Raw genomic sequence first — 23,332 nt, forward strand, 5'->3', positions numbered from 1 at the left:
GCGTATTTCCTAGACCGGCCCGCTTGGGGTCAACATGAGAACAAAGGGAACCGCAACAAGGGCCGAGAGCAGGATCACACCAAAGGACTTTAGCAGCGATCCGAATTGATGCGCCTCATTGAGGAAATGCAGCGTGATGTAAAGGCTCAGCAACGCAGTGGCCAAAACCAACATCACCATCATGACCGGCAAGGCAATGCTGACCACAAGAGAAAGCAACAGCGCGGCGATCTGCAGGTATTGCAGCCAGACTGTCAGCACCATGATGCCATCGAACGTTCCGGTGCCACCCAGAAACCGTCCGACATAAAGAAAGGCAAAGATGCTCAGCATCATTGCCCCAGCGGATTTGACCAGCACCAGTGGGACAGGGTCGGGTTCGGTCAGGTTTGGGGCATCGGGAACCGGCACAAAAACGTCGATACCCAGTTGAACAAGACCATTGAGCACGACGGCCAGAAAGAACGCCAGCCACAAAACCTCGCGTCCCGGTCGCAGGGCCAACAGGCGGCGTGCGGCCTCGGCCGGAGCCGTCAGGGTCAAAGCAGCCAAATTGACCAGAAAAGCGATGTTCATTCTGCGGACCTCTGCACTTGCTTCAGACCGGATAACCAGAACCAGACAAAAACAGCAACCCACACAACGCCAACAAGCGTCAAGGCAGGGCCCGGCCCGATGAAACCGGCGACCAAACCGTTCAGCAAAACCAATGGTGCCGAGGACAACAAGGCCCAAAACAGCGCAAGCCGTGCGCCATAGGCGGTCCCGTGACCGCCAGCCAGACGGGCGACCCAGTGGGACAGCAGCGCCAGAAGGTAGAATAACAGCGGCAGAATGAAGACAGACCCCAGCAGGGCTCCGCCCAGCAGCATGTTCAACTCCAGCCCTTCCAGATGCGCGCGGCGCGCAAGGCTGGGCATTTGCGCGACAAAAGCCACAACGCAGAACGCCATCACAAAGGCCAATGCCCGGTCTTCGCGCGGGCCCATATCCAGAAGCCGGCGCACAACGCGCCCCGGCCCCCGATATGTGGCCACGATATCTGTGGAAAGCGGCATCAGCTGCGCCGGGCCAGCCACCCTTCCAGACGGCTTACAATGGCTTCGGCCAGCGCGCTGTCTTCAACCTCGTCCACAGCTTCGGCAAGAAAGGCCAGCGTCAGCATGTTGGTCGCGTCTTTGACCGGCACACCGCGCGAGCGCAGATAGAACAGCGCCGTTTCATCGATCGCACCCGAGGTCGAGCCATGCGAGCAGGCTACATCATCGGCATAAATCTCAAGCTCGGGCTTGGCGAGGAACTGGCTGTCATCATCCAGCAGCAAAGACTGACTGATCTGATACCCATCCGTCTTCTGCGCGCCCTCTTTCACAAGGATTTTGCCCTGAAACACGCCAGTTGCGCCGTTTCGCAGCACCTTCTTGAACACCTGACGGCTTTCGCAGTTCACCGCATCATGGGTGACGAACACGGTATCGTCGTGATGGAAATCTCCGTCCCCAACACAGGCACCTGCGACGTGGGCAACAGCGTCATCGCCAGTCAGTTCCACGACCTGTTCGTTGCGGGTCAATACACCGTTTACAGTCAGAGTAAAGGATTTATAGACGGATTCCGTACCCAACCGGGTGAACATATGGGTCGCGGCGCGACGCTCATGATCACGGCCCTGCGCGCGCACATGGTGCAGCGTGCCGTTATCAGCGATGTCGATCTCCATGCACTTGTTGAAGCGCGACGCGGCTGGGCCGGTTTCCAGAATGGTCGCCTCGGCCCCGCTTTCGACGCGGATCACGTGGTGCAGAATCGCGTCTGATGTCGGAGACGCGTGGCGGTAGATCAGATTGATCGGCTTCGACGGTTTGCCGGTCACATGGATTGCCACACCGTCCGAGGCGAAGGCCGTATTCAGCGCCGCCAGCGGGCGTTGCACCGGTTTCTGACCACGCGCTTCCAGCACGCCGTACAGTTCTTTGGCCCAGTGGATATCCTTGCAGCAGATATCTTCCAGACGGTCGATGCTGATACCTTCCAGCGCAAGATCGTCGGATTCTTCAGGGCTGAATACACCGTCGATGAACACGATCTTAAGGCGGTCGAACTCGTCGAAAACCAACGGCTCGTCATCGGCAAACACGGCAGCGGGCACCGCATCCGGCGCAATCAGAGTGTCGGGCTGCGTGTACTTCCAATACTCATCCCGACGCCCCGGCAGGCCAGTTTCCAAAAGACGGGCCAGCGCATCCTCGCGCGCGGCGCGGGTGCATCCGGCGTCGGGCATGCTCAACACGGCCAGCCGCGCCTCAGTTGCGGTTTGTTTCACTTCGGGCAAGGCCATCAGTTCACCTCGGCCAGAATGTCGGCATAACCGTTGTGTTCAACCTCAAGCGCCAACTCGGGGCCACCGGTTTTGACGATGCGGCCATCGGCCATGATGTGCACCACGTCCGGCTTGATGTGATCCAACAGGCGCTGATAGTGCGTGATCACCAGAAAACCGCGCCCTTCGTCGCGCAGGGCGTTCACGCCTTCGGCTACCAGCTTCATCGCATCCACATCCAGGCCCGAGTCGGTCTCGTCCATGATGCACATCTTCGGTTCCAGCATGGCCATCTGCAGGATTTCGTTGCGCTTTTTCTCACCGCCGGAGAAGCCCACATTGACCGGACGCTTGAGCATATCGGCGTCGATCTTCAGCGTCTTGGCCTTGGCGCGTACCTCTTTCAGGAAGTCCGCCGCCGACAGTTCATCTTCTCCGCGCGCCTTGCGCTGCGCGTTCACGGCGGTCCGCAGGAAGGTCATGTTGCCGACGCCCGGAATTTCGACCGGGTACTGGAACGCAAGGAAAACACCAGCCGCCGCACGCTCTTCCGGCTCCATCTCAAGCAGGTCTTCGCCGTCCAGCGTGGCCGACCCTTCGGTGACCTCATACCCGTCGCGGCCCGACAGCACATAGCTGAGGGTCGACTTACCCGAGCCGTTCGGCCCCATGATCGCGTGCACCTTGCCAGCCTCAACCGTCAGATCCACACCTTTCAGGATCTGCTTGTCTTCTTCTTCAAGCTGCACGTGCAGGTTCTTGATTTCCAGCATTTTTTATCCTTCTGCATATCGCAAGGGGCACCGCCGCCCCGATAAATCCCTACCCCAGTATTTTGCGGATCAGCCGCGCGGCGATCCAACCCAGGATCGCTCCTAAGCCAACCGCCCAAACCGGGTTGATGAACTCCATGTAGTTGATGTTGACGTAGGCCACGCCAAGCAAACCGCCCAGAACCGGCAGAGCGTACCCAAGCCAGGTCAGCACATCATCCTTCTGGATGCGGGTCCGGGGGCTGCGCGTCATCAACTTGTCCAGTACTTCCATATCTTCCGAAATTGACCCGACCAGAGACCCCATACCAGGATCAAAAGTGGCACAAAAATCAGAAGGCTCAGCCCCCCGGCAATCGGCCCGTTGTTGACGAATGCCGCAATGATGAACCCCAGCAAGATCAACCCAACCGGCAGCACCACCCGACGGGAAAGCCAATAGAAGGCAACCGAACGTGCGCCTTCTTTGGCGTTGTGTTCGAAAACGCTGACCTCTTGTCTGGCTTGGCTCGGGGGTGCCATGGATCAGCCAACGCTCCCTTCCAACGAGATCGCCACCAATTGCTGCGCTTCCATGGCAAACTCCATCGGCAGCGCCTGCAGCACGTCCTTGCAGAAGCCGTTAACCACCAGCGCCACGGCTTCTTCTTCGTCCATGCCCCGCTGGCGGCAGTAGAACAGTTGGTCGTCGTCCACCTTGGAGGTCGTCGCCTCATGCTCAACGCGAGAGGAGTTGTTCTTGACCTCTATATACGGAACCGTATGCGCCCCGCATTTGTCGCCGATCAATAGCGAGTCACATTGCGTGTAGTTGCGGCTGTCCTTGGCTTTCGGGTGCATCGAGACCAGACCACGATAGGTGTTCTGCGCCTTGCCCGCACTGATGCCTTTGGAGACGATCCGCGACTTGGTGTTCTTGCCCAGATGAACCATCTTTGTGCCGGTATCGGCCTGTTGATAGTTGTTGGCAATCGCGATCGAGTAGAACTCACCCTGGCTTTCGTCGCCACGCAGGATGCAGGACGGGTACTTCCAAGTCACGGCCGAGCCGGTTTCGACCTGCGTCCACATCACCTTGGACCGATCGCCACGGCAATCAGCGCGCTTGGTCACGAAGTTATAGATACCGCCCTTGCCGTTCTCATCACCGGGGAACCAGTTCTGAACGGTCGAGTATTTTACCTCAGCATCTTCTTCGACGATGATCTCAACGACTGCGGCATGGAGTTGTGCGGTATCACGCTGAGGTGCAGTACAGCCCTCCAAGTAGCTGACATAGCTACCTTTATCGGCGATGATCAGGGTGCGTTCGAACTGGCCAGTGTTTTCCGCGTTGATGCGGAAATAGGTGCTCAGTTCCATCGGGCAGCGCACGCCCGGCGGGATGTAGACAAACGACCCGTCCGAGAACACAGCCGAGTTCAGTGTCGCATAGAAATTGTCGGACACCGGAACCACGGTGCCCAGATATTTCTTAACCAGCTCAGGATGCTCTTTGATTGCCTCAGAGATCGAGCAGAAGATCACGCCATGTTTGGCCAGCTCATCCTGAAAGGTCGTACCCACGGAAACCGAGTCGAACACCGCGTCCACAGCGACCTTGCGGCCTTCGGCTGGCATGTTCTCGGCACCTTCGACGCCCGCCAGAATCATCTGCTCTTTCAGGGGGATACCAAGCTTTTCGTAAGTGGCCAGAAGCTTGGGATCGACTTCGTCCAGCGACTTCGGCTTTTCCTCCATCGACTTGGGGCGCGCATAGTAATACTGGTCCTGAAAGTCGATTGGCGGATAGTGAACCATCGCCCATTTCGGCTCTTCCATCTTGGTCCAGCGCTCGAAGGCCGACAGACGCCATTCGGTCATCCACTCGGGCTCTTCGTTTTTCTCGGAAATCAACCGCACGATATCAGGGTTCACGCCCTTGGGCGCGTATTCCATCTCGATATCCGTATCCCAGCCGTACTTATAGGTTCCGACCTCGCGCACCGCGTCCACGGTTTCCTGATCGACACCCTCTTTCACCTGGGTCTGGTCCAAAGCGGCCATTCTTTACCCTCCGTCAGATCACGCGGCTCGCGCGCGATGCTTTTTCTCTTTCTCAAGCCACGTTTCGGCGAAACGCAGCACATCTTCTTTCGTTGTCCGAGGGCCCAGCGACACGCGGATTGCGCTGGCTGCTGTCACCTCATCATATCCCATTGCAGTCAAAACCGCGCTGGCGCGAACCTTGCCGCTGGAACAGGCAGAACCCGCACTGACCGCAAAACCCGACAAATCCATCTGCATCACCTGCGTTTCACCCTTCCAGCCGGGTGAGGCGAAACAGAGCGTGTTCGGAAGGCGCTCCTGACCTTTTCCGACAAAAATAGGTGATTTTATCGCAGCCTCAAGAGCGTTTTCTAGAATATTTCTAAATTCTTCAACTTGCGCCCAGACACCGTTCGCCAGATCGCGCGAAGCCGCTTCAGCTGCAGCGCCGAACCCCGCGATTCCAATGACATTTTCGGTGCCGGACCTGCGCCCCATCTCTTGCCCGCCGCCCTGGATCTGCGCAGCAAGATCGGTGCCGCGCTTCATCACAACCGCCCCGACCCCCTTGGGGCCACCCAGCTTGTGGGCCGAGATCAGGGCCATCTGCGTATCCAACCAGTTGAATGCCACGGGAAGTTTTCCGAACGCCTGAGTCGCATCCGTCACCGCCAAGCCTGACGGCAGAGTCTGCACGATACCGGTCTCGGAATTCGCCAGTTGCAGCGTCGAATGCGCGGGATCTAGAACTGCCACTCCTCCTGTATCGGAAACCGGCAAATCTTCTGTAACCCAAGCTCTTACAGCATCATGCTCAATCGCAGATCCGTGCAGATCACGCCCGCCCAACGTCAGCGCAGCACCTTCTGTCGAACCGGATGTGAAAACGATATCCGCGCCATCTGCGCCAAAGGCCGCCGCGACCTGTGCTCGCGCACGTTCGACCAGCGCCTTGGCCGCACGCCCTTCGGCATGAACTGAGGACGGGTTTCCGCACACATCCATCGCCGCGATCATCGCGTCACGAGCCTCGGGGCGCAAAGGGGTCGTTGCGTTGTGATCCAGATAAACCCGTTTCATGGATGCATCTTTTTCTTGCTGCGGTTCATGCCCGGACAATCCTCATTAATCGTCCACGACGGCAAACAGGTTCGGCACAGCCGGGCACGGAGCCAGATCGTTCTTGATCACGTCGGACAGTCTGGTCTGGTGCAGGAACACATAGACATGTGCGCTCAGGCCTTCCCACAGGCGGTTGGTCAGCGATTGCGCCCGACTGCCAGAGGACGCCCCCGAGGCCCCCGCGCCCTTTTGCAGCGCATCGACCGTTTCATCGACCGCCGCCAGCACCTCGACCACGCGAATCTCGGATGCGGGACGCGCCAGCCGGTAGCCCCCGCCGGGACCGCGCACCGACGACACAAGCTCGGCCCGGCGCAGTTTGACGAACAACTGTTCCAGATATGGCAGCGAAATATCCTGACGTTCCGAGATCTCACCCAACGTCACCAGCCGGTCCGAGGGCTGCAGAGCGATATCGGCCAACGCAACCATGGCATAACGACCCTTGGTCGAAAGCTTCATATTCTCGTCCTCTTAGCCAGATCCGCGTGAAATCATTGACGCCGCCGCTGCCAGTGCGTATCTCCGACGGGCAGCGCGACCGCGCATAGCAACTTTATTAGAACCGTTCTAAGGTGTCCGACGATTATCGTCAAGTATATCCGGGCATCCGCACGAAAAAGACAGGACCAAAGCACACATGCCCGAGGTGATTTTTCCCGGACCCGAAGGCCGCCTGGAAGGCCGCTACCACCCGCAAAAGGAAAAAGACGCACCGATCGCCATCGTGTTGCACCCGCATCCCCAATTCGGCGGGACCATGAACAACAAGGTGGTCTATAATCTGCACTATGCGTTCTACAACATGGGCTTCACCGTGTTGCGCTTTAACTTCCGCGGCGTGGGTCGCAGTCAGGGCGAATACGATCAAGGCGTAGGTGAGCTGAGCGATGCGGCCTCGGCGCTGGATTACCTACAGTCGATGAACAACAACTCGAAGCACTGCTGGGTCGCAGGCTTTTCCTTCGGCGCGTGGATCGGCATGCAATTGCTGATGCGCCGCCCGGAAATTACCGGCTTCATCAGCGTCTCGCCGCCCGCCAACATGTACGACTTTTCGTTCCTGGCCCCCTGCCCCTCGTCCGGTTTGATCATCAACGGGTCCTCGGATCGCGTGGCTCCGCCCGCCGATACGACCTCGCTGGTCAACAAGCTGCACGAGCAGAAAGGCATCACCATCACCCATAATGAGGTCGATGGCGCCGATCACTTCTTCCAGGACCGCCACATGGATACGCTGATCACCGATGTCAGCGACTATGTGAAGCGCCGCCTGACCGAGACGACGCGCTGATGTCCGACACGATCACGAACCTTGCGGCCAAACTGGCCGAGGACACCATGAAGGTCATGGATGAAACCGGCGAAGATCGGTTTTTTGTCGAGGTCGGTGAGGTTCTGGGCGCGGCGTCGCAATCGCTGGAAGAGGCGTTTCTGACCGAAATCCGCGTGCGCCTGGCCGAACGCAAGGCACGCCAGTTCGTGATTAAACGTCTTTCCGCACATCGCGAAAGGCTGAAGGCGATCGAAAAACAATGACCGATCGGCTGTCGGCGCAAATCGCTTTCCTGAAACGGGCCGACGCATTGAAAACGGTTGAGCGGGCGAATGTCCTACTTGACCAGTCGCGGCCCGAGAATTCCGCCGAACATAGCTGGCACCTGGCCTTGTGGGCGCTGGTTCTGGCTCCGCTGGCCGATGCGAACGTGTCTGTCGACCGTGTGATCCGGATGCTGCTGCTGCACGATCTGGTCGAGATTATCGTCGGCGATCATCCAATCCACGAAGAAACCGACTGGCAGGCCCTCGCAAGGGCGGAACAAGCAGCTGCGCGGGACCTGTTCAACATGCTGCCAGAGGATCAGGCTGCCGGGTTTCTGGCCCTCTGGACCGAGTTCGAAGCCGACCAGACGCCCGACGCCCGCTTCGCCAAGATTCTCGACCGTTGCCAGCCGATGTTTCAGGTTCTCTGCGCATCTCAGCCCCGGCCAGATCATGTTGACGTGGTTCGCGCCAATCTGGCCGGTGGCCGCGCGGCCTATCTGGCGGATGCATTCCCCTTGGCCCATCAACACGCGCTGGACCTTCTGTCCGGCCAGACCCTCAAGAACAACGCGTTCACGGAACGGCTGCCTTTGCTGACCGAGGCCGATCAGTTGAAATCCGTCCTCCGCGCCTCGCGTCTCATGACCGTTGACCGGTTTGAAAACTCGGCCGAACATTCCTGGCACATCATGCTCTTTGCTTGGGTTCTGGGCGAGCATGCGGACGACAACATCCGGATCGACCGTGTTGTGCAGATGCTCCTGCTGCACGACATTGTCGAGATCGACGCCGGAGATCACCCGATCCACGGGCAGGTCGACCACACCGCACAGGCGGCCAAGGAAGAGGCCGCCGCCGCGCGCCTGTTCGGGCTGCTCCGCGCGCCCCAAGGCGCAGCCTTCACAGATCTTTGGCGTGAGTTTGAAGCGGCGGAAAGCCCTGATGCCCGATTTGCCAAAGCAGTGGACCGGTTTCAGACCCCAATCGCCAATCTGGAAAATGGCGGCGGGTCCTGGGTGGATTACAGGGTCACCTATGCCCAGATCGAATCCCGTGTCAGGCCAGCCATTGAGACAGGTGCGCCCAAACTCTGGCATTGGCTTCAACCGCAACTGGCCGACCATTTCTCGGCCGCCGTGGGATCAGCAGAATAAGTTCGGCAAAGAAAAAAGGAGCCCGAAAAGGCCCCTTTCCCCCTGCTACATGCTGAACGACGCTTAAATCACGCTACCATCAGACTGTTCACTCAAATTGGCTGCATCACTCTCGACGGACCCCCCGCCTGCAAGCCACCCTAGCGCCGCTATCAATGCCGAAGCAAAAATGACGGACTTCGCAAATGTCGTCATCCTAAAATACTCGCAAACAAATCAATAAATATGCGCCTGATGCTACACCATTTTGCAGCAATCCATAGTCAGGTAATCCTGACCTGCGCCCTTTTCCAACACATCGGCCCGTTTTTTAGGGCCACATGACACGGACCAAAGGTTAGGGCTGGCATATTTCGCCCCGCCGCGTTATGCGCGCGGCAACTTCCCGTTCAAAGGCTGACCTCTCATGGACCTGCGCAATATCGCAATCATCGCTCACGTGGACCACGGCAAAACGACCCTGGTCGATGAGCTGCTCAAACAATCCGGCGCGTTCCGGGAAAATCAGGCCGTCGCCGAACGCGCCATGGACAGCAACGATCTGGAACGCGAGCGCGGCATCACCATCCTTGCCAAGGCTACCAGCGTTGAATGGAAAGGCACCCGGATCAACATCGTTGACACCCCCGGCCACGCCGATTTCGGCGGTGAGGTTGAGCGCATCCTGAGCATGGTCGATGGCGTGGTCCTGCTGGTCGACGCTGCCGAGGGTCCGATGCCGCAGACCAAATTCGTAACCTCCAAAGCGCTGGCGCTGGGCCTGCGCCCCATCGTTGTCCTGAACAAGGTCGACAAACCGGATGCCGAGCCTGACCGCGCGCTGGACGAATGTTTCGACCTGTTCGCCAACCTCGGTGCCGACGACGATCAGCTGGACTTCCCGGCCATGTACGCCTCGGGCCGCTCGGGCTGGGCGGATATGGAACTGGACGGTCCGCGCAAGGACCTGACCGCGCTGTTCGATCTGATCGTCGATCACGTGCCCGCCCCGAAGCAGGCCGACAAGAAAGATGAACCCTTCCGCATGCTAGCCACCACGCTGGGCAGCGATCCCTTCATTGGCCGCATTCTGACCGGTCGGGTCGAAAGCGGTACGCTTAAGGCGGGCGACAGTCTTAAAGCGCTCAGCCGCGATGGCACACTGATCGAAAACTTCCGCGCCTCGAAAATCCTGGCCTTCCGTGGGTTGGCGCAACAGCCCATCGACGTGGCCGAAGCGGGCGACATCGTCACCATCGCGGGGATGAGCAAGGCGACCGTGGCTGACTCGCTGGTCGCACCGCAGGTTGATGAAGCCCTGCCGGCCCAGCCCATCGACCCGCCGACCATCACAGTAACCTTCGGCATCAACGACTCACCTCTTGCGGGTCGTGACGGCAAAAAGGTCCAGTCCCGCGTGATCCGCGACCGCCTGATGAAAGAGGCCGAATCCAATGTCGCCATCCGCATCAGCGACACTCCGGGCGGCGAAGCGTTCGAGGTTGCAGGCCGGGGCGAACTGCAGATGGGTGTCCTGATCGAGAACATGCGGCGTGAGGGGTTCGAACTCAGCATCTCGCGCCCGCAGGTTCTGTTCCGTGAAGAAGACGGTCAGCGGCTGGAGCCCATCGAGGAAGTCACCATCGACGTCGATGACGAGTTCTCAGGCGCTGTGATCGAAAAAGTCACCGGCGCGCGCAAGGGCGAGTTGGTCGAGATGCGCCCCGCAGGTGTCGGCAAGACCCGCATCATCGCCCATGTGCCGTCACGCGGACTGATCGGCTATCACGGAGAGTTTCTGACCGATACCCGCGGCACCGGCGTTCTGAACCGCGTGTTCCATGGCTGGGCCGCGCATAAAGGCCCGATTCCGGGCCGCCGCGCGGGCGTTCTGATCTCGATGGAAAAAGGTCAGGCCGTGGCCTACGCGCTATGGAACCTCGAAGAACGCGGCCGCATGTTCGTGGGCCCACAGGCCGAGGTCTATCAGGGCATGGTGATCGGAGAGCATTCGCGCGACAACGATCTGGAAGTGAACCCGCTGAAGGGCAAGAAGCTGACAAACGTGCGCGCAAGCGGCTCGGACGATGCGGTTCGCCTGACGCCCCACGTTCAGTTCTCGCTGGAAGAGGCCATCGCCTATATCGACGACGACGAATTGGTTGAGGTCACACCCAATGCGGTACGTCTGAGAAAACGCTTCCTGGACCCGCACGAACGTAAACGCATGGCAAAATCCGCCTGATTTTAGCCCGCTCTGGTTGTGAGCCTTGGAAACAATAAAAACGGTGTGGCATCTTTGCGTCGGGTTTCGATACTGTGAATACGAGAAGGCCTGCCCCAACGGCAGGCCTTCTTTCTGTTTTCGTTATTGTTTCAACTATAAGTAAGGTTAATTCTAGGTGATGCACCCTCAGGCAGTCTTGTAAATCTGACTACAAAAAGGTGTATTTGCGGCGTAAGTGTGACGTTGTTCATAAACACCAATAATTTTGTGGTGCATATGTTCGACCTAATAGAGTTAACAAGTGCCGAGGAGTTCGACATGGGCATCCAATCCCGCAAATTGCCGCTGTTTTTTGTGGCTACAACTTTCCTTTTTTCTCCCGCCGGAGAATCTTTTGCGGCAGGTGTATGCGACATCAAAACCGCGCGTCAGTCCGGTGCATCAGCTCAGGTTCTATGTGAGTGCGATGCCGTCACATCCGGGATGATACGCTACCTGCAGCGCCGCAACGACTTTGACAATATCATCGCACGTCTCGGCGCAGAATGCTCCCCGCTGGCGGATGTGATCTCGGACTTTGCAACCGAATCGACAGGCTTTACCGACACCAGAACTGGTGATGGCCCAGCCGACGAAGGCGACACCGGCGGGCCAGGTGATGGCGGTGGCCCCGGTGACGACGGTGGACCGGGTGACGATGACGGACCGGGCGACAACAACGGACCGGGCGACAATGACGGACCGGGCGACAATGACGGACCGGGCGACAATGACGGACCGGGCGACAATGACGGACCGGGCGACAATGACGGGCCGGGCGACAATGACGGGCCGGGTGATGGAGACGGCGACGGTGATGGCGACGGTGATGGAGACGGCGACGGTGATGGAGACGGTGATGGTGATGGAGACGGCGAGCGTGACGACGATGGTGAGCGCGACGACGACGACATCTAACTTGAAGCCGAGCCTGTGATCTAGACACTCACTGAGCTTGAAATACTAATTTACAATCGAACCGGCGCACCATCAGGTGCGCCGGTTTCGCATTGGAAGTGCAGATTTCTGCAGATCCGCCGGTAATCAGCTTCTGCCGTAAACCCCAACCCAGCGACGCGGTTGTTCGGGATCCTGCATTCGCAGAAACAGGTAACGGGTCGAAGACCAGGGTTTGATCCGGTTCGTCAGGTTGTCCAACACCAAATCCCCTCCGGCCGAGCGATATACCAAAACCGCATGAGGCGTCCGGCTTGTATCAAGGACGGTGGCAATCAGAAGTTTGTTGGGGTCGATCCCTGCCTTGATTAGGTCCCTCTTCTTGAGCAAGGCAAAATCTTCGCAGTCCCCGCCAAGTGACGTCGGCAACGCCCAACGCTCTTGCGTTCGGTATTGGGATTGGTCCGTGATTTCGCGGGTTGTTGCATTGACCCGGCGGTTTACGGTTTTGACGATGTTCATTTCCTGCTGGCTGGACAGGTTCACTGATCGCTTGCTGGAGCATGCCCAGCTATATTGCTGGCACAGTTGCCGCGCGCCCGATGGCGGCGACGAAGCAGAAACACTGCGGATGAATGCGCCTTCGGCGGCGCGAACTTCTGGCGCGGCAAACAGTGCACCAGCCAGAAAGACCGAAAGCCCCAGCTTCACCGCAAACCGCTTACCCGCGGTACCGAATTGACCTGTCCAAAAACTCATCCCTGCACCTCAATCCAAGTTTGTCCGAGCAATTGCGATCAAACTAAACTTGATTACGGTTTTCAGGACTTTAACCGCAAATCGCTCCGTTCGCGCAACGCCAGGTCAAATTGGCGGGGAAAAAAGGCGGAAACTCGTCATTTTGTTGGACCATTTCGCGCAAGAATTTGGACAGAGACGCCACAATTGATGTGATAGCAGGGGGGAAGAATTCCCGCCAAGTACCCATAAAATATGACAATTTTGAAACTTATCTCACAACCCGAAACAACCGACTCACCTCGGAGATGCCAAAAATGTGATGAGCCGAATTTCGCTTACAAGGCGGCGGTTTAGCGGGACACGCAGACCGAGAAAACGGCTACCGATTCTCACTCGGTGATTTCAACGACGACCAATTCACGCTCACTTGCGCCCCGAGCGTGATCGAGCGCGGCCTGGTACTCGGCCGAATTATAGCATTCAACCGCAGCCTCGACCGAGGGAAAGCGCGCGACCACATTGCGCGGTCTTTCCTTACCTTCCAACTGAACATAGCGCGCCGCGCGGGCGATGAACTCACCACCGTGTTTTGCAATAGCCGGGCCTGCGAGTTCGGCATATTTTCCATACGCCTCGGCATCCGTCACCGTGACATGTGCAATCCAAAGTGCAGCCACTTTATCCTCCCAACACCTGTTCAGCGGCTTTGATGGCCGCGTCCGCGTTGGCAGCATCGCGGCCACCGCCTTGCGCCAGATCGGGGCGTCCGCCGCCACCTTTGCCGCCCAGTTCCACAACGGCGGCCTTCACCAGATCCACCGCGGAAATCCTGTCCGTCAGATCGCCCGTGACACCAGCCGCAACCGCAGCCTTGCCACCGGTATCCGCGATCAGCAGAACGGCGCCCGACCCCAGACGGGACTTATGTTCGTCGATCAACGCTGGCAAATCCTTGCCCGACACACCTGTCAGCGCCTGTGCGAGGAATTTGACCCCGTTCACGTCCTGCGCTTCGGCCCCGTTGCCCTGCCCTGCTCCGCCGGCCATCGCAAGATCGCGGCGCAGTTGGGCAACTTCGTTCTGCAGCGACTTCCGCTCATCCATCAGCGCTTTGACCCGGCCAACCACGTCGCCGGGCTGGGCTTTCAATTCCAGTGCGATTTGCGCCAGACGATGATCCTGCGCCGAAAGATACTGGAACGCGTCGTCGCCGGTCAGCGCCTCGATGCGCCGAACGCCTGCGCTGCTGGCGCTATCGCCCAGCACGACAAACGTGCCGATGTCGCCGGTCTGGCGCACATGCGTCCCGCCGCACAACTCGATCGACCAGGTCTCACCATCCTGCCCCTTGCCGGTGGGAGCCTTGCCCATCGACACAACTCGCACTTCGTCACCGTATTTCTCACCAAACAGCGCCTGCGCCCCCAGAGCGCGGGCGTCGTCCGGTGTCATGATCCGGGTTTCGACGGTCGAGTTCTGCCGGATGAACTCATTCACCTGACGTTCAACCTTGTGAACCTCGTCCAAAGTTAGCGCCTTGGAATGGCTGAAATCGAAGCGCAGACGATCCTCGGCGTTCAACGACCCGCGCTGCGCCACGTGATCCCCCAGCGTCTCGCGCAGCGCCTCGTGCAGCAGGTGCGTCGCCGAGTGGTTGGAGCGGATCGCCGTGCGGCGCGCGTGATCAACCTCAAGCTCAACCGCGTCGCCTTTCGACAGCGCGCCTTGATCCACCGTTACTTTATGGGCATAGACCTTCCCGTCCGCGAACTTCTTCGTGTCTTCTACGCGGGCGACGTCATCGCGTTCTTCCACACGACGAATCTCACCCGAGTCACCGACCTGCCCCCCGGCCTCGCCATAGAACGGGGTCTGGTTCACGACGACCCAGCCGCTGCCGCCCTGTTCGATCCTGTCGACCAGAGCGCCATCGACGACCAGAGCGGCCACTTGCCCCTCGGCTTTCTCAGTATCATAGCCAAGGAAATCCGTGGCCCCGGCGGTGTCCAGCACGTCGAACCAGACGGCCTGATCGGCGGCTTCACCCGAACCGGCCCAGGCGGCGCGGGCCTTGGCCTTTTGTTCGGCCATCGCCGCGTCGAAACCGTCGGTGTCCACCGTCCGGCCCTTTTCGCGCAACGCGTCCTGGGTCAGGTCCAGCGGAAAGCCGTAAGTATCATAAAGCTTGAACGCCGCATCTCCCGGCAGGGCCGCGCCGTCCGGCAGGCTTGCAACTTCGTCATCCAGCAACTTGAGACCGCGGTCGAGGGTCTGCTTGAACCGGGTTTCTTCCAGCAGCAGCGTTTCTTCGATCAGCGGCTGCGCCTGCCCCAGTTCGGAGTATTGCGCGCCCATCAATTGCACCAGCGACGGAACCAGCCGGTGCATCACCGGGTCCTTCGCGCCCAGCAGATGCGCGTGCCGCATGGCACGGCGCATGATCCGACGCAGCACATAACCGCGCCCGTCATTGCTGGGCATCACCCCATCGGCAATCAGGAACGAGGTCGAGCGCAGGTGATCCGCGATCACGCGGTGGTGCACATTCTGATCGCCATAGGGATCGACACCCGTCGCATCCGCTGACGCCTCGATCAGCGTCTTGAACAGATCGGTGTCATAGTTGTCGTGGCTGCCCTGCAGCAGCGCGCCGATCCGTTCCAACCCCATGCCGGTGTCGATCGACTGCATGTCGAGTTCCACCATCGAGCCGTCCTCGAACTGCTCGTTCTGCATGAAAACGATGTTCCAGATTTCGATGAACCGGTCGCCGTCTTCCTCGGCCGAGCCCGGAGGGCCACCCCAGATGTGATCGCCATGGTCGTAGAAGATCTCGGTGCACGGCCCACAAGGGCCGGTGGGGCCCATCTGCCAGAAATTGTCATTGGTGGCGATGCGGATGATCCGATCCTCGGGCACGCCGACCTTTTTCCAGATCTCGAACGCCTCATCATCGGTATGGTAAACCGTTGTCAGCAGGCGGTTTTTGTCGATCCCGAACTCTTTGGTGATCAGTTCCCACGCGAAAGGAATGGCTTCGGGCTTGAAGTAATCCCCGAACGAGAAATTCCCCAGCATTTCAAAAAACGTATGGTGCCGCGCCGTGTAGCCGACATTGTCGAGGTCATTGTGCTTGCCGCCTGCCCGCACACATTTCTGGGCGGTTGTAGCGCGTTGATAATCACGGGTCTCGACACCGGTAAACAGGTTCTTGAATTGCACCATGCCCGAGTTCACGAACATCAGCGTCGGGTCATTGCGCGGCACCAGAGGGCTGGACGCCACCACCTCATGCCCCTGTTTTGCAAAGTAGTTCAGAAAGGTCGATCGGATATCGTTCAGCGTGGGCATAGGGCTCTCTCAGCGCGCAATCATTCGGGTCTGCAAAGGTTTAGCCCCGTGCCCGCAGACTGTCCACAGCCCACGCGCCCGAAACGAAACAAGGCGGCCCCGATGGACCGCCCTGTTCCGGATATTCTCAGCATCATGGGGATGCCGGGGGATTTCTGCTGTTCCCGTCAGCGACTGTTTACGCCTCGAGGATATCATCCTCTTCCGCTTGCGGCGGCATGTCGAAATCCAACCCGTGCGCGGCGCGAATCTTGTCTTCGATCTCGAAAGCAACGCGGCTGTTGTCGCGCAGATATTGCTTGGCGTTCTCACGCCCCTGCCCGATCCGCTCGTCGCCATAGCTGAACCACGAGCCGGACTTTTCGACCACACCGGCCTTGACGCCCAGATCCAGCAGTTCACCCATCTTGCTGATACCTTCGCCATACATGATGTCGAATTCCACCTGCTTGAAGGGCGGCGCCACTTTGTTTTTGACGACCTTGACGCGAGTCTGGTTGCCGACCACCTCGTCCCGGTCCTTGATCGCGCCAATGCGACGGATGTCCAGACGGACCGAGCTGTAGAACTTCAGCGCATTACCGCCGGTCGTCGTTTCCGGGCTGCCGAACATCACGCCGATCTTCATCCGGATCTGGTTGATGAAGATCACCATGCAGTTCGAGCGGTTGATCGAACCGGTCAGTTTCCTCATCGCCTGGCTCATCAACCGGGCCTGTACGCCCACGCTGCTGTCGCCCATGTCGCCCTCGAGTTCCGATTTCGGCGTCAGAGCCGCCACCGAGTCTACCACGACCATGTTCACAGCCCCCGACCGCACCAGCGTATCGGTAATCTCAAGCGCCTGCTCACCTGTGTCAGGCTGCGAGATCAGCAACTCGTCCAGATCGACGCCCAGCTTGCGGGCATATTGTGGGTCCAACGCGTGTTCCGCATCGACAAAGGCGCAAACTCCGCCGCGTTTTTGCTGTTCCGCGATGCAATGCAGCGTCAGCGTCGTCTTACCGGAACTCTCCGGCCCGTAAATCTCGACAATCCGGCCCATCGGCAAACCGCCGATCCCAAGCGCAATGTCCAGACCCAGCGATCCGGTCGAGCTTGCGTCGATATCCTGCTTGGCATCCTCGCCCAGCTTCATGATCGAGCCCTTGCCAAATTGCCGCTCAATCTGTGCCAGCGCACTGTCGAGCGCCTTTTGCTTGTCTGCGTTTTTCTTGTCGCTCATCGTCAGAAGATCCGCCATTGTCCTGTCACTATCCCTTTTGTCACACCCTTTGACGGGCGGCAATCGCTGCTTTGTTCGCCTCTTGTTCCTTATGGGACCAAAAAGAGAACATTTCAACTAAAACTTACAGAACCTACTGTTCTGCAATTGTATTAAAGAGTCGTTTACGACAATCTGCGCAGGGCAAACTTATTCACGAGGGACAGATAAATGCTTGTTTTCTATAAAGAACGCCTGGCATTTCTTGCTGTCCCGAAAACTGGCAGCACCGCCTATCACTCAGCCTTGCGCGACCGCGCAGACATAGTGGTGACAGGCCCGCCCGAGCTAAAACACGCGCCGGTCCGTCGATATGATCGGTTTTTTCAGAACATTTTTCGTAAAATGTATGATACCGAGATGGAGATTATGGCAGTCGTCCGCGAACCCATCGACTGGCTGGGCAGTTGGTACAGGTTTCGCAGCCGTCAGGATCGCATCGGTCATCCGCATTCGACCCGCAATCTGAGCTTTGATGAGTTCGTGCAGGCCTATATGCAAAATCCACGGCCCGAATTTGCCGATGTGGGCAGTCAAAGTCAGTTTTTTCGCACGCGGAGCAATGGATTCGGGGCAACTCATATCTTCAAATACGAGCATCAGGACAAGATTCAGAACTTCCTGCAGGAGAGGCTGGACATTGAGTTAAATCTGGCGCGCGAAAACGTGTCGCCTCCCCGAGACCTATCATTGACCGAAGAAACCGAGCGCAAATTCCGAAAAACCCACGCGGCTGAATTCGAGATACATGAATCGGCTGAGTAACCCTCAGTTCAACTGCTGAAACACAGCCTCGGTCAGTTGATTTAGCGAGAACGGTTTGGGCAGGAAGGTCGAGTTCGCGATTTCCGGCCCTGAATCACCAAACGCGCCTTCGGTATAGCCCGAGACGAAAACGACGCGCACATCCGGGCGGGATTGCATCGCCTGTCGCACCCAGGTCGGCCCGTCCATGCCTGGCATGACGACATCCGTGACAAAAACATCGACCGTCAGGTCGGGGTCGTCCAACAGTTGCAAAGCATCTTCGGCAGATTCCGCCTCGAGCACGGTGTATCCTTTCAGCCGCAGCGCACGGGTGGCAAAGGCCCGGACCGGGGCTTCGTCTTCGACCAGAAGAACAACCCCTTCGCCCTGCCGCGCGCTTTTGACGTTCGGCTGGTCCTCGACCACCGGTTCGGGCTGCGAGGACACCCCGCATACCGGCAGAAGAACCGAAAACTCGGTCCCTTTCCCCGGCATGCTGTCCACAAAGATAAAGCCACCGGTTTGTTTGACGATGCCATAGGCCGTGGACAGGCCCAGACCGGTTCCCTCGCCCGTGCGTTTGGTAGTGTAGAAAGGTTCGAACACTTTTTGCAGCTTGTCTGCGGGAATGCCCATGCCGCTGTCCATCACCTTGACCGTCGCGTATTCGCCGGGTTGAACGGTCGCGCGGTCGCGCCTGACCGGATCTGTCACGTTCAGAACCCCAGTCTCGATCCGGATTTCGCCACCTTCAGGCATGGCGTCGCGCGCGTTGACCACTAGGTTCATCAACACCTGCTCAAGCTGGCGCTTATCCGCCCGAACGGGTTTCAGGATTGGATCGTGGCTGAGCGTCAACTGGATCTTTTCCCCCACCAGACGATTCAACAGGTGGATCAGGTCGGAAATCGTGTCGCGCAGGTCCAGAACCTCGGGGCGGAGGGTTTGTTTGCGCGAAAACGCTAGAAGCTGGCTGACCAGCGCAGCGGCGCGATTGGCGTTCTGGTGTATCTGAACCAGATCGCCGTAATTCGGATCGTTCTGGTCGTGCCGCAGCAAAAGCAGATCGCAATGGCCGGATATTGCCGTTAGCAAGTTGTTGAAATCATGCGCCACGCCGCCCGCCAATTGCCCGACAGCCTGCATTTTCTGACCTTGCACGAACTGTGCCTCAAGCGTCTTGAGCTCGGTCGCGTCGTTCATAACCGCGATCAGACAGACCTGACCGTCGATCACATCCCGCCCCAGCGTAACCTGAACAAACACCTCTTTATCCTCGCGGCTGAGGCGCAGAAACTCGGACCGCGGCGCTTCTTCGCCCGAGGCGGTCCGGGCCAGCCAGTCCAGCATCGGGTGCCCAAGGCCTTGCATGATCTGGCTGATATTGGTGTTGTTCAACTCGTTTTGTCCCAGCAGTTTTCCGGCAAGACGGTTGGCTTCGAGAATCGCGCCCTCGGGGCTCAGCCGCAAAATCGGAACGGGCAGATCTGCAATAGCCGTCTCAGAACCTTGTGCAACCGTTTCCTGCAAAGGCAGCGCAATCAGGCTGCGGCTTATCCCGGACCGGGAAAGCTGCGACACTGCTGCTGGAACTGGCCCTGTCTCGGTCTGCATCTGGCAGATCGCCGCCCCTTCCGTAATATCGCCTTGAAACACCTGATCCGTGGACTTGGGCCTGTAGCCCAGAACCTTCACTGCAGCATCATTCGCCCGCAGCACGACGCCGTTGCGACCCTCGGTCAGAATTGGAAGCTCCGCATTGCCTCGGGGATCTTGCCCATCCAACTGAAACCGCCAGCAATAGACACCCCTTTGTGGCACGAAAACGGACACAGGGATCGTGGTACCCAGTGTTACAACATCCTCAACCGCGCGCCCCCGTGTTTGCGCCTGAAACGTCAGTCGCAGTAACAAGGCCGAAGGGTTGGCAAAGGTCGAACGCAAGCACTTGGCCATAGTCACGCCTGGTTCGGCTTGAAACCGTTCGCGGGCGTGACTGTTGGCGGCCAACACGTCGCCCCGCGCATTGGCGATCAGACAGGGGGCGGCATCCTGTTCAGCAAAAGCAGCCATCACGGCCAGCGCTTGCCGCGCGGATTGGTCGGCTAAATGTCCTTTGATCCAGAATAAGGCGACAACGCCAAAAACCGACACGCCGATGGCTTGCAGACCCGCGCTCCAGTCCAGCGGCGTTATCCCAGCAACGGGGCCGAGGCCCAACCCGACCGCGAGTAAAAGCAACGGCACCAAACGGGACATCGGCGGTGTTTTGCGAAATGTCGGGTCAGAAAAGAACTCTGCAGTATCGGACATGTACGACTCGAGCAATGGATTCAACGGATTACCAGCGCAAACTGGTTAATGTCCGCTTAACATCGCAGCAAGTCGGGAATTCCATCCTAAGTTGATGTCTACCACGTCACTTTCGCGCAAGATGTGCGGTGAAGAAACCATCTGTACCTTGTGATACCTGCCATGATTTCTGGAACACCTGCTGCCAATCCGGGTGGTCTTTCAGAAATCGATCGACGATCAAGCCATTCTCATCCCACAGCATAGAACAGGTCGCATAGGCGAGCACTCCGTCTGGGCGAACAAAATCCGCGACCTCAGCCAGGATGCCAGACTGAATAGTTGTTAATTCCAGCAGACGATCCTCGGTCAGAGCCCATTTTCCGGCGGGTGCACGACGCCATGCCCCACTGCCCGAGCATGGCGCATCCGTCAGCACCACATCAAACGGCGCGTGGCGGGCGATCTGATCAGTGGACAGCGTCTTGATTTTGGCTCCGGCGCGGTCGGCGCGGGCCGGAAGGTCGCGCATCCGTGCGGGATCTATGTCATGGGCAAAAACCTCGACGCCGCCGTGGGCTGCCAGCGCTAGCGACTTGCCGCCTCCGCCCGCGCAATAGTCCAGAACCCGCAGTCCCGGCTTCAGGTCCAACGCCGCAATCACCGCCTGGCTGGCTGCGTCCTGAAGCTCGACCAGCCCATCGGTATAGGCGCGGCTTTGGGCAATCTTTCGTGCGCCCTCCACTACCTCTAACGCCGTTTCGCAAGCTGGATGCGCGCGGGTGGAAATGCCATCGCTGGCTAGTGAGGCGATTGCCTTTGAAATATCGGATTTGAGAAGATTGACCCGCAGATGAACAGGCGCGCGACTTTGCAGGGCCTTCGCTGCCTCGGTCGCCTCATCCCCCAGCGTGACCGCGAAGCGAGGCCAGAGCCAATCGGGGATGTCGTACCGCTCCGCCTCTGACGCGAAATCCCGGCTTTGCTCTGTCGCCTCAATCTGCTCGGGTGCATGCCTGTCGCCAGAAAACAAGGCGTCGAGGTCTCCCCCAACCGCCCGCACAGCACCAATCATCAGGCCACGCCCGGTATCTGCGCCGCCCAACGCAGCAAAGGACCGCTTGCAGCGCAGCGCGTCAAACACATGATCCCGCACCGCCGCCCGGTCCTTGGACCCGGCAAAACGGCTGCGCCTTGCCCAGCCTGTCAGCGCCTTTTCAGCCGGTTGACCGGCCAAAATCTGGTCAAGGATTTCAATCGAGGCCTGAACGCGCGCCGCAGGGGTCATGTCTTGTCTCGTCCGTCCGTGAGGGCTGACCTCACATCACCCGATAGTTCGGGCTTTCGCGGGTGATCTGAACGTCATGCACGTGGCTTTCCTTCAGACCCGCGCCGGTAATTTTGACGAAATTGCAGTTCCGGCGCATTTCATCGACTGTCGCACAGCCGGTATAGCCCATCGCCGCGCGTAGGCCGCCAACCAGCTGGTGTACCACCGCGCTAGCGGAGCCCTTGTAGGGCACCTGCCCCTCAATCCCCTCGGGCACAAGTTTGTCGCTGGCCGCATCTTTCTGGAAATACCGATCCGCCGAGCCACGTGCCATCGCACCCAGGCTGCCCATGCCGCGATAGGATTTGAACGAGCGGCCCTGATACAGGATCACCTCGCCCGGGCTTTCATCGGTACCCGCGATCATCGAGCCGACCATGGCACAGGACGCCCCCGCCGCGATGGCCTTGGCGAAATCGCCCGAGAACTTGATGCCGCCATCAGCGATTACCGGAACGTCCTGCGCTGCGGCCGCGCAATCCATGATTGCCGTCAGCTGAGGCACCCCGACCCCCGCGACCATTCGCGTGGTACAGATCGAGCCCGGCCCGATCCCCACCTTGATCGCATCCGCGCCCGCGTCGATCAAAGCTATGGTCGCCTCGCCAGTAGCCACGTTGCCTGCGATGATCTGCACTTCGTTCGACAGCGTCTTCACCCGCTTCACCGCGTCCAGAACACCTTGCGAATGCCCGTGGGCAGTATCGACCACAATGATATCGACACCGGAATCCACCAGTTGCTCGGACCGCTCGAACCCCGCATCGCCGACCGAGGTCGCAGCGGCCACGCGCAGGCGGCCCAGACGGTCCTTGCAGGCAGTCGGGTTCAGCACCGCCTGTTCGGTGTCTTTCAGGGTCAGCAGACCGGTCAGCTTGCCATCACCATCGACGACCAGCAGCTTTTCAATACGACGGGCGCGCATCAGGCTTTTGGCCTCTTCGAGATCGGCAGGCTCTTGCAGCATCGCCAAATTGTCCGAGGTCATCATCGCCTTGATCGGCGTATCGTCCGAGGTGGCAAAGCGCATGTCGCGGTTCGTGACAATGCCAACAACGCGCCCTTCGCCATCGACAACCGGGAAACCGGTGAAGTTGTACCGCTCAACCAACGCCTGCGCATCCGACAGCGTCTGATCCGCGCGCAATGTCACCGGGTTATAGACGATACCCGATTCGAACCGCTTGACCCGCCGCACTTCGCGGGCTTGCTCCTCGACCGAAAGGTTCTTGTGAACAACGCCGATGCCCCCGGCCTGCGCCATTGCGATGGCCATGCGCGCCTCGGTCACAGTGTCCATGGCCGAGCTGAGCAGCGGGATGTTCATGGTGATCTCACGCGTCACACGCGTGGTCGTATCCGCTGTCGCAGGCAGCACAGAAGATGCGCCCGGAACCAGTAGAACGTCGTCAAAGGTGAGTGCCTCACGAATCTGCATCTGCTAACCCCATGCAAAAGCCCGTTTGGCGGTGACCCTATTACATGGTTTTGACCCAAGGAAAAGCCCCCATCCCCAAGTTGTT

The 23,332-nt window shown here is 59.0% G+C and carries 21 protein-coding genes; 6 read left to right on the top strand and 15 right to left on the bottom strand.

The features are described from left to right. Nucleotides 1-9: 9 nt before the first annotated feature. The 8 genes from ACR0JN_RS15405 to iscR form a co-directional block, all read right to left on the bottom strand. Nucleotides 10-576, bottom strand: coding sequence for a YIP1 family protein (locus ACR0JN_RS15405; protein ID WP_480886850.1), 567 nt, complete (start codon nt 574-576; stop codon nt 10-12). Further along, a complete protein-coding gene (locus ACR0JN_RS15410) occupies nt 573-1,058 on the bottom strand; it encodes a YIP1 family protein (RefSeq protein ID WP_480816832.1) in 486 nt (161 codons plus the stop codon). Before ACR0JN_RS15410 ends, ACR0JN_RS15405 begins: the two co-directional genes overlap by 4 nt. Then, complete coding sequence (locus ACR0JN_RS15415) at nt 1,058-2,338, bottom strand: SufB/SufD family protein (RefSeq protein ID WP_480886852.1); 1,281 nt, start codon at nt 2,336-2,338, stop codon at nt 1,058-1,060. The genes ACR0JN_RS15410 and ACR0JN_RS15415 overlap by 1 nt, the downstream gene beginning before the upstream one ends. After that, nucleotides 2,338-3,093 carry a Fe-S cluster assembly ATPase SufC gene (gene sufC, locus ACR0JN_RS15420; RefSeq protein WP_480886854.1) on the bottom strand — a complete coding sequence of 252 codons (756 nt, stop codon included), beginning with the start codon at nt 3,091-3,093 and terminating at the stop codon, nt 2,338-2,340. Before sufC ends, ACR0JN_RS15415 begins: the two co-directional genes overlap by 1 nt. 49 nt (nt 3,094-3,142) lie before the next feature. Further along, nucleotides 3,143-3,346 (bottom strand): hypothetical protein, encoded by a 204-nt coding sequence (locus tag ACR0JN_RS15425; RefSeq protein ID WP_480816829.1) that lies wholly within the window; start codon nt 3,344-3,346, stop codon nt 3,143-3,145. A 272-nt stretch (nt 3,347-3,618) separates the two neighbouring features. Beyond that, nucleotides 3,619-5,139 carry a Fe-S cluster assembly protein SufB gene (gene sufB / locus ACR0JN_RS15430; protein WP_480886856.1) on the bottom strand — a complete coding sequence of 507 codons (1,521 nt, stop codon included), beginning with the start codon at nt 5,137-5,139 and terminating at the stop codon, nt 3,619-3,621. Between the two features lie 18 nt (nt 5,140-5,157). After that, nucleotides 5,158-6,201, bottom strand: a complete 1,044-nt coding sequence (locus tag ACR0JN_RS15435) for a cysteine desulfurase family protein (RefSeq protein ID WP_480886858.1) — start codon at nt 6,199-6,201, stop codon at nt 5,158-5,160. A gap of 45 nt (nt 6,202-6,246) precedes the next feature. Then, nucleotides 6,247-6,705: a Fe-S cluster assembly transcriptional regulator IscR gene (gene iscR, locus ACR0JN_RS15440; RefSeq protein WP_480886860.1), complete on the bottom strand. Its 459-nt coding sequence runs from the start codon at nt 6,703-6,705 to the stop codon at nt 6,247-6,249. A 178-nt stretch (nt 6,706-6,883) separates the two neighbouring features. On the opposite strand from iscR, the gene ACR0JN_RS15445 reads away from it, so the two are divergent. From ACR0JN_RS15445 to ACR0JN_RS15465, 5 genes are all read left to right on the top strand, one after another. Beyond that, on the top strand, nt 6,884-7,537 hold the full coding sequence (locus tag ACR0JN_RS15445; RefSeq protein ID WP_480816824.1) for an alpha/beta hydrolase: 654 nt from the start codon (nt 6,884-6,886) through the stop codon (nt 7,535-7,537). Continuing rightward, nucleotides 7,537-7,782: a hypothetical protein gene (locus tag ACR0JN_RS15450; protein ID WP_480611021.1), complete on the top strand. Its 246-nt coding sequence runs from the start codon at nt 7,537-7,539 to the stop codon at nt 7,780-7,782. Before ACR0JN_RS15445 ends, ACR0JN_RS15450 begins: the two co-directional genes overlap by 1 nt. Continuing rightward, nucleotides 7,779-8,942, top strand: a complete 1,164-nt coding sequence (locus tag ACR0JN_RS15455; RefSeq protein ID WP_480886863.1) for an HD domain-containing protein — start codon at nt 7,779-7,781, stop codon at nt 8,940-8,942. The genes ACR0JN_RS15450 and ACR0JN_RS15455 overlap by 4 nt, the downstream gene beginning before the upstream one ends. 406 nt (nt 8,943-9,348) lie before the next feature. After that, a complete protein-coding gene (gene typA / locus ACR0JN_RS15460) occupies nt 9,349-11,166 on the top strand; it encodes a translational GTPase TypA (protein ID WP_480886865.1) in 1,818 nt (605 codons plus the stop codon). Nucleotides 11,167-11,631: 465 nt separating this feature from the next. Then, a complete protein-coding gene (locus tag ACR0JN_RS15465) occupies nt 11,632-12,105 on the top strand; it encodes a hypothetical protein (protein WP_480886867.1) in 474 nt (157 codons plus the stop codon). A 126-nt stretch (nt 12,106-12,231) separates the two neighbouring features. Here ACR0JN_RS15465 and ACR0JN_RS15470 read toward each other — a convergent pair whose 3' ends face one another. From ACR0JN_RS15470 to recA, 4 genes are all read right to left on the bottom strand, one after another. Continuing rightward, complete coding sequence (locus ACR0JN_RS15470; RefSeq protein WP_480816819.1) at nt 12,232-12,843, bottom strand: transglutaminase-like cysteine peptidase; 612 nt, start codon at nt 12,841-12,843, stop codon at nt 12,232-12,234. A gap of 371 nt (nt 12,844-13,214) precedes the next feature. Next, nucleotides 13,215-13,502: a DUF1330 domain-containing protein gene (locus ACR0JN_RS15475; RefSeq protein WP_480816818.1), complete on the bottom strand. Its 288-nt coding sequence runs from the start codon at nt 13,500-13,502 to the stop codon at nt 13,215-13,217. A 1-nt stretch (nt 13,503) separates the two neighbouring features. Then, the gene (gene alaS, locus ACR0JN_RS15480) at nt 13,504-16,176 is read right to left on the bottom strand and encodes an alanine--tRNA ligase (protein WP_480886869.1); all 2,673 of its coding nucleotides are present in this window, start codon (nt 16,174-16,176) and stop codon (nt 13,504-13,506) included. A 178-nt stretch (nt 16,177-16,354) separates the two neighbouring features. Then, complete coding sequence (gene recA, locus ACR0JN_RS15485) at nt 16,355-17,419, bottom strand: recombinase RecA (RefSeq protein ID WP_480611039.1); 1,065 nt, start codon at nt 17,417-17,419, stop codon at nt 16,355-16,357. Nucleotides 17,420-17,611: 192 nt separating this feature from the next. Here recA and ACR0JN_RS15490 point away from each other — a divergent pair, with 192 nt between their 5' ends. After that, on the top strand, nt 17,612-18,205 hold the full coding sequence (locus ACR0JN_RS15490; RefSeq protein WP_480886872.1) for a sulfotransferase family 2 domain-containing protein: 594 nt from the start codon (nt 17,612-17,614) through the stop codon (nt 18,203-18,205). A gap of 3 nt (nt 18,206-18,208) precedes the next feature. Here the strand turns inward: ACR0JN_RS15490 and ACR0JN_RS15495 are convergent, their stop codons facing one another. The 3 genes from ACR0JN_RS15495 to guaB form a co-directional block, all read right to left on the bottom strand. Next, nucleotides 18,209-20,500 (bottom strand): two-component system sensor histidine kinase NtrB, encoded by a 2,292-nt coding sequence (locus tag ACR0JN_RS15495; RefSeq protein ID WP_480886873.1) that lies wholly within the window; start codon nt 20,498-20,500, stop codon nt 18,209-18,211. 106 nt (nt 20,501-20,606) lie between these two features. Next, nucleotides 20,607-21,767 (bottom strand): RsmB/NOP family class I SAM-dependent RNA methyltransferase, encoded by a 1,161-nt coding sequence (locus tag ACR0JN_RS15500; protein WP_480886874.1) that lies wholly within the window; start codon nt 21,765-21,767, stop codon nt 20,607-20,609. A 31-nt stretch (nt 21,768-21,798) separates the two neighbouring features. Then, nucleotides 21,799-23,247, bottom strand: a complete 1,449-nt coding sequence (guaB, locus tag ACR0JN_RS15505) for an IMP dehydrogenase (RefSeq protein ID WP_480886876.1) — start codon at nt 23,245-23,247, stop codon at nt 21,799-21,801. Nucleotides 23,248-23,332: the final 85 nt, after the last annotated feature.

The organism is Ruegeria sp. G12 (assembly GCF_056533565.1).